5 protein-coding genes and 1 pseudogene are annotated in these 7,248 nt (G+C 56.2%); 4 read left to right on the forward strand and 2 right to left on the reverse strand.

Annotated elements, in window-relative coordinates; genetic code table 11:
• Positions 1 to 40: 40 nt before the first annotated feature.
• Positions 41 to 1,447: a DUF1254 domain-containing protein gene (locus tag ACM6G4_RS12420; protein WP_056727427.1), complete on the forward strand. Its 1,407-nt coding sequence runs from the start codon at positions 41 to 43 to the stop codon at positions 1,445 to 1,447.
• 87 nt (positions 1,448 to 1,534) lie between these two features.
• Positions 1,535 to 2,660, forward strand: a pseudogene (locus ACM6G4_RS12425) (DUF1254 domain-containing protein); the annotation flags it as partial.
• A 43-nt stretch (positions 2,661 to 2,703) separates the two neighbouring features.
• On the opposite strand, the gene ACM6G4_RS12430 reads toward ACM6G4_RS12425, so the two are convergent.
• Positions 2,704 to 3,597, reverse strand: a complete 894-nt coding sequence (locus tag ACM6G4_RS12430; protein ID WP_056727425.1) for a LysR family transcriptional regulator — start codon at positions 3,595 to 3,597, stop codon at positions 2,704 to 2,706.
• 96 nt (positions 3,598 to 3,693) lie between these two features.
• Between ACM6G4_RS12430 and ACM6G4_RS12435 the strand changes: the two genes are divergently transcribed.
• Together ACM6G4_RS12435 and ACM6G4_RS12440 are read left to right on the forward strand one after the other, a co-directional pair.
• Positions 3,694 to 4,839: an alpha/beta hydrolase gene (locus ACM6G4_RS12435; protein ID WP_414913796.1), complete on the forward strand. Its 1,146-nt coding sequence runs from the start codon at positions 3,694 to 3,696 to the stop codon at positions 4,837 to 4,839.
• 45 nt (positions 4,840 to 4,884) lie between these two features.
• A complete protein-coding gene (locus tag ACM6G4_RS12440; protein WP_223542055.1) occupies positions 4,885 to 6,096 on the forward strand; it encodes an MFS transporter in 1,212 nt (403 codons plus the stop codon).
• Between the two features lie 236 nt (positions 6,097 to 6,332).
• Here ACM6G4_RS12440 and ACM6G4_RS12445 read toward each other — a convergent pair.
• Positions 6,333 to 7,248, reverse strand: a 916-nt coding sequence (locus ACM6G4_RS12445) for an IS1182 family transposase (RefSeq protein ID WP_414913797.1), incomplete at its 5' end; no start/stop codon positions are given.

Below are 7,248 nucleotides of genomic sequence, written 5' to 3' on the forward strand. Positions count from 1 at the left end.
AACAGCTGCGCCGCCCCGAAATTACTGGAGTTTGTCGATAATGAATATCAAACAGCTTAAAACTTCCACTTTGACGATGGCATTCCTGGGACTGCTGCCATTGTCGACGGTACATGCTCAGTCGGGGCTTACCGCTGAAGAAGCGCATGCCATTGGCATTGATGCCTACACCTATTTCTATCCGCTGTTGTCCATGGATGTCTCCCGCAAACAGTTCACCAACATTGAGCCTGGGAAAGAGTTCGGCAAAGGTCCGGCGAATACGTTCGTGAGCGTTCCGGCCTATCCGCCGGCAAATATGAAAGCGGTAGTTCGCTTGAACTTTGACACGCTCTACTCCTCCGCATGGCTGGACCTTACCAAGGAACCTTTGGTGATCTCCGCACCGGACACCGATGGACGCTATTACCTTCTGCCGATGCTCGACATGTGGACGGATGTCTTTGCCTCCCCCGGTTGGCGGACAACCGGCACCCGTGCGGGCAATTTTCTGGTGACCCCGCCCGGCTGGAGCGGAACTGTTCCGGAGGGCTTTACGCATCTTCCGGCCCCGACGTCTTATGTCTGGGTCATCGGCCGCACCAAGACCGATGGAGAGCCGGATTACGCAGCGGTGCATAAGATCCAGGCCGGTTACAAGGTGACTCCGCTCTCGCATTGGGGCAAGGCTGCGCAGCCGGTCACGGTGCGGATTGACCCGAGCATCGACATGAAAACACCACCCAAGGTACAGGTCGACACCATGCCGGCCGACCAGTACTTTGCATACGCCGCCGAACTTCTCAAGGTCAATCCTCCCCACGACACTGACCAGCCAATCATCGCGCAGATGAAAAAGATTGGTCTTGAACCCGGTAAGAGCTTTGACATCAACAAGCTCGATCCGGCATTGAAGCAAACTCTTGAGAAGGTACCGGCAGAAGCGCAAGAGCTTATGAAATGGAAGATGGAGACGATTGCCCGAGTCACTAACGGCTGGTCGATGAACACCGACACGATGGGCGTCTACGGCAATTACTACCTCAAGCGCGCCATCATTGCGCAACAAGGTCTCGGCGCGAACCTTCCAGAAGATGCAATTTACCCGTTGAACCTCGCTGACGACACCGGCAAACCGCTCGATGGCGCCAACAAGTACACGCTCCATTTCGACAAAAGTAATATCCCACCGATAAACGCATTCTGGTCTGTCACGCTCTATGACGATGAGGGCTTTCAGGTGGGGAACGTGCTCAATCGATTTGCCGTCAGCAGTTGGATGCCGTTCAAAAACAACGCAGATGGTTCCCTTGACCTGTACATCCAAAACGAGAGCCCTGGCAAAGAAAAGGAGGCCAATTGGCTGCCTGCGCCCGAGGGCGCGTTCAATCTGACCATGCGTCTTTATGCACCCAAGCCCGAAGCGCTCAATGGCAAATGGAACCCTCCATCGGTTAAGCGGATATAAACAACCAGAGGTTCGACTGAGTCCAATGCGAAGCAGTTATCGACTAACCGCTTCGTATTGAGCGAGTACAGAGGCAGGGTTCGACGATCGTTTGCCTGGCTGGACTTGCGCGCGGAGCCGATGGTGATCTCGGTGCCGGCGGTGGATAAGCGGCGTTACTACTCGGTGCAGCTAATCGACGGCAACATCTACAACTACGGTTACATCGGCAGCCGTGCCACCGGCAGCGAGCCAGGCGACTACCTGGTGGTCGGTCCCGACTGGAAAGGGGCGCCCCTTCCGGGATCAAGAAAGTCTTCACCTCGACCACTCCTTTCGCCTTGAGCGGCTTTCGGACTCAGTTCTTGAATGCCAAGGACATGCCGAATGTCGAGAAGGTGCAGGCGGGTTACAAGGTCCAGCCGCCTTCCTCTATCAACCCGCGCCGTCTACTGCGCCGAAGATTGCTTTCCTGCCGGCTACCACGGCAGGCATCAAGGCCAACTTCTTCGAATACCTGTCGGCCGCGCTGGACTATGTGCCGCCATCGGCTGAGGACAAGGAGATCCGGGCCAGGCTGGCCAGTATCGGCGTGGGCCCCGGCCGCAGCTTTGAATTCAAAGACCTCTCGTTCGAGCACAAGGCCGTGGTCCTGCTCGGGATGAAGGCCGGTGACGAACAGGTGGACAAGTTCCTCGCGGGCGGGACGAAGAAAATCAACGGCTGGAGCGTCGGCGCGTTCTTCGGCGACCAGGCGTTCTACAAAGGCGACTGGCTGAAGCGGGCTGGCGCCGCGAAGGGCGGCATTTACGGCAACGACGCCGTCGAGGCGATGTCCCCCTACACGCGCACCGACGGCACCGGCCAGACGCTGGATACCAGCAAACGCAACTACACGCTGACCTTCCCGGCCGGCAAACTGCCGCCCGTCAATGCCTTCTGGTCGGTGACCATGTACGACGGCAAGAGCCAACTGCTGATCAAGAACCCGCTCAATCGCTACCTGATCAATTCGCCGATGCTGTCGGCGATGAAGAAGAACGCGGATGGTTCACTGACGCTGTACATCCAAAAGGATTCGCCGGGCAAGGCCAAGGAGTCCAACTGGTTGCCGGCGCCTGACGACACGGCCTATCTGTTGATGCGCCTCTATTGGCCGAAAACCACGCCGCCTTCGATTCTTCCCGCTGGCGAAGGCAGTTGGCAACCACCGGCGCTGGTAGTTTCAAAGTAGTGCGACCCAAAGCAGACGTAGCTGCGCGTCGCATATAAAACGCTCAACTTCTATATTTCAGCGCCTCCACCAATGCAGAAAAGGCGGGAGACGCCTGGCGTCTGTTGGGGTAATACAAATGGTAGCCCTGAAACACAGGGCACCAGTCGGCGAGGACTTCTTTGAGTCGGCCGTCGGCCAGATAGGGTGCGACCAACTCCTCTGGTACGTAGGCCAGACCAACGCCATCAACGGCAGCATTGAGAACATGCATGATGCTGTTGAAAACAAGTTGCCCATCTGCCTTGACCGTAAACGCCTGGCCATCTCGTTCAAACTCCCAGGCGTAAATCGCCCCTGATGGCCTGTGTCGAATATTGACGCAGTCATGGGCCGTCAACTCATGGGGCGTCGCTGGTGCCGATTTGCGTTCGAAATACGCCGCAGATCCCACCACCGCCAACCGCCAATCCGGTCCTATGCGAACCGCAATCATGTCCTTGCTGATCGATTCACCCATGCGAATGCCGGCATCGAAGCGTTCCTCGACCACGTTGGTGAATCCATAGTCGACGTAGAACTCTAGTGTGATATCCGGGTAATTCTTCAAGAAACCTGCAAGCATCGGCCGAATGCACAACTCAATCTGATCGTCAGTGCAGGAAATACGAATCGTGCCACTGGGCTTGTCCCGTAATTCGCTCAAGGCTTCAAGCTCAACAGCGATCTGATCAAAAAGCGGGGCGATCGAGCGCATCAATCTTTCTCCCGCCTCTGTCGGCGACACATTGCGTGTCGTGCGGGCCAGCAGACGTATCCCAAGTCTTTGTTCAAGTGCCCGGATCGTATGACTCAGCGCAGAAGGTGTAATGCCCAGTTTGGCGGCGGCTTTGGTAAAGCTTTGATCGCGCGCCACTGCCAGAAAAGCTTGGAGATCGTTGACTTTGGTATTGGCCATTGCTGAGTTTTTCTCAAAACCACATGAAGATTACGCCTACTAATCAGGGTACCTCGAATCCGTCAAGCTCTGTCACCTATCTGGAATGGAGTACTGATGATGAGCGAGACACCTGTAACCCTCCCTGAAGCTATAGCAGCCTTGACCCCTCCAGGGCTTGATCGGCGCGAATTCGTAAAGGCCACCGGCGTCAGCATTGCGGCTCTGGGTGTCCTTTCGGTCGCAGGCGGGTCGGCCTTCGCAGCTGACTCGAAAAGTGCGGTCAGCCCGCCGGAGGGCGCTGACAATTTTTATAAAAGCGACAAGGTCACTGTGCAGAAGGTGACCTTCAAGAACTCATACAATCTTCAGATCGTGGGCAATCTTGTAACGCCCAAAAATCTGGCGCGAAACGTTAAAGCACCGGCGATTATCGTCGGTCATCCCATGGGAGCAGTCAAAGAGCAAAGCGCCATGCTCTATGCACAAAAGCTGGCGGAACAAGGCTTCATCACGCTGGCGATTGACTTGCCGTTCTGGGGAGAGAGTGAGGGCCTGCCTCGTAACCAGGTTGCCCCCGAAATGTATGCCGACGCATTCAGTGCCGCCGTTGACTACCTGGGTACGCGGGACTTTATCGATCGCAAGCGTATCGGCGTGCTGGGTATCTGTGGCAGCGGTGGCTTTGCCATCAGTGCGGCCAAGATGGATCTGCGATTGAAAGCCGTGGCCACCGTCAGCATGTACGACATGGGCGCCGTCACCCGTCATGGTCTGGGGCGCTCAGTGACTGTCGAGCAACGCCAGGCCATGCTCGCCAAAGCCTGCGAGCAACGCTACGACGAGTTTTCTACCGGAACAATGCAATTTCTGAACTATCTGCCTACGCAGCCTGGCAAGGAAACCGACCCGGTAACTCGCGAGTTTTGGGACTTCTATCGCACGCCACGCGGTATCCATATCCCTCATGGCAGAACGTTGGAACTGACGCAAAACCGCGCCTTGACCAGTGAAGTCCGGTTCGTGAATTTCTATCCATTCAACGATATCGAGACGATTTCCCCGCGTCCGCTGCTGTTCATCGCTGGCGATCAGGCGCACTCCAGAGAGTTCAGCGAGGACGCCTACCAACACGCCGCCGAACCCAAGGAACTGGCCTGGGTTCCCGGCGCGGGTCACGTGGATCTGTACGACCGTGTGAACTTGATTCCCTGGACCAAACTCACCGCCTTTTTTACCCGGCACCTGACGGTGGTTGGATAAAAGGCAAGTGCTTCTGCCAACAACTATTGGAAGAGAGGTTTTTGAATGACGGCTCAAGTATTCGACACCCCGGCAGGTGATGCTGTCGGCACGCCGGGGACTGGGGAACTGCCGGCTTACTGGAGTGGCATCTTTGCGATGACACTGTGCGTATTCGCTCTGATCGCTTCGGAGTTCATGCCTGTCAGTTTGCTTACGCCGATTGCATCGGATCTGCAGATCAGTGAAGGACTGGCCGGGTATGGGATCGCCATCTCCGGCGCCTTCGCGGTGCTGACAAGCCTTTCGATTTCCAGGCTTGCGGGATCAATGGACCGCAAGACGCTGTTGCTTCTACTGACAGGAATTATGTGCGCGTCGGGGCTGGTGGTCGGTCTGGCGCCAAACTATACGGTGTACATGATTGGTCGTGCGCTGATCGGCGTGGTGATAGGCGGGTTCTGGTCGATGTCGGCGGCAATGGCCATGCGCCTGGTACCGTCCCATAGCGTGCCCAAGGCCCTGGCAATCTTTAACGGCGGCAATGCTTTGGCAACCGTAGTGGCCGCACCACTGGGAAGCTATCTGGGGAGTGTCATCGGTTGGCGGGGTGCTTTCTTCTGCCTGATTCCGGTAGCGATCGTCGCGTTGATCTGGCAGTGGATCAGCCTGCCAGCCATGACGGTGGCGCCGCGCAAAGCAGGCGCTGGCAATGTCTTTCGATTGCTCAAGAGCCCATTGGTCAGTTTTGGCATGTTGAGTGTGGGGGCTTTTTTCATGGGGCAGTTTGTACTCTTCACCTATCTGCGCCCGTTCCTGGAGACCGTTACTGGTGTAGATGTCTCCATGTTGTCGCTGATCCTGCTGGTCATCGGTGTGGCGGGTTTTGTCGGGACCATCCTGATCGGTACTTTCCTGAAGTTCGGCATGTATCGCGTCCTGGTCTGCATTCCACTCTTGATGGCCGCCATTGCACTTTCCTTGATTGTCCTTGGCGGCGGAGTCGTGGCAGCTTTTGTATTGCTGGGGCTGTGGGGCCTGATCGCGACGGCAGCACCTGTGGGGTGGTGGTCGTGGTTGGCCAAGGCGTTACCCAAGGATGCTGAGGCGGGTGGCGGCCTGATGGTGGCAGTCATTCAGCTATCCATTGCTCTGGGCTCTACCCTCGGCGGCCTGCTGTTCGACGGGAGCGGTTATCGCATGACATTTCTCGCAAGCTCTATCTTGTTGGTTCTCGCCACAGTGATGACCTTTTTCACATCGCGAAACCAGGCTTGACAGAAGGCAGATTTGAGTAAGTCAGGCAGCAGTCCGTAATTTGCCAGATCGGATTTGATCCAACGTCTGCTATTGGCCCAGAGTGTGTAAAAACGCTAAATCGGGTTTTCTATAGCGACGCTAGGAGACCGTGCTCAGGTTTTGCAAACTGATCAAGGCTACGACGTTTCCAGGAACAGTTAGTACGGCTCAGCAGCCTCTTAAAGTCTTTTGGATGGGGTAAAAAAGACCGGTTTTCACGCCGTTAGCGCTTTCATCAAGCTAGTGGTGCCGATGATTTTCATAACCCTTTTCAGATTGTAGGCGAGCACATTCAGGCTCATCTCTGCACTCACCCCGTTAAGCTTTCGGGTCAGGAAGTGCGTCGCGCCCATCCATTGTTTGAGCGTCCCAAAGGGATGCTCAACAGTCCGCTTTCGGATTCGCATCATCTCCGGCGCGTTGCTCAGCAGGGTCTGCATTTCCTCCAGCACGGCTTCGTGCTCCCAGCGCCGGACTCGCCGCTCCGTGCTCGGTGTGCACTGCGGTTTCATGGCGCAGCCTCGGCATTTCGAACTCCAGTAACGGTGCAACGTCAGGCCTTTTTCAACGTTGGTATAGCGCCAGATCAGCGCCTCTCCAGCCGGGCAAATGTATTCGTTTTTTGCCGCGTCATAGATGAAGGCATCGTTATTGAAACGCCCGTCAGCCTTGGCTCCGGAGGTCATTGGCTTGGGCACATAGGCGGTGATGTTGGCATCGTGACAAGCCAGGATTTCTTCGCTTTTGAAGTAACCTCGGTCAGCCACTACCGACAGCGCTTCTGGCGCCATCGCATCGCGGGCCTGCTTGGCCATCGAGCTAAGTTGATCGCGGTCGGAGCCGACGTTGGTGACCTCATGCGCAACGATCAAATGGTGCTGGGTATCGACCGCTGTCTGCACGTTGTAGCCGACGATTCCAGTGCCGCGAGTCATCATGGAGCGGGCGTCTGGATCGGTCAGTGAGACCTGTTTATCCGGCGACTCGTTGAGCTGGATTTCAATGACCTGTAACTCTTTCATCTGAGCTTTGAGCTTGTCGATTTTCTCTTGCAGATGAGTAGCCTTGGGCTGAGCGATTGAGGGTTCTTGCTGATCGGCTTCGTCGAGCGCAGTCAGATACCGATTGATA

Source organism: Pseudomonas sp. IT-P258 (genome assembly GCF_949767825.1).
Classification (GTDB): domain Bacteria; phylum Pseudomonadota; class Gammaproteobacteria; order Pseudomonadales; family Pseudomonadaceae; genus Aquipseudomonas; species Aquipseudomonas monachiensis.

What these genes read in the sequence shown, in the direction of transcription:
- ACM6G4_RS12420 (WP_056727427.1), top strand. Translation starts at nt 41, where the DNA reads ATGAATATCAAACAGCTTAAAACTTCCACTTTGACGATGGCATTCCTG.
- ACM6G4_RS12430 (WP_056727425.1), bottom strand. Translation starts at nt 3,597, where the DNA reads ATGGCCAATACCAAAGTCAACGATCTCCAAGCTTTTCTGGCAGTGGCG.
- ACM6G4_RS12435 (WP_414913796.1), top strand. Translation starts at nt 3,694, where the DNA reads ATGATGAGCGAGACACCTGTAACCCTCCCTGAAGCTATAGCAGCCTTG.
- ACM6G4_RS12440 (WP_223542055.1), top strand. Translation starts at nt 4,885, where the DNA reads ATGACGGCTCAAGTATTCGACACCCCGGCAGGTGATGCTGTCGGCACG.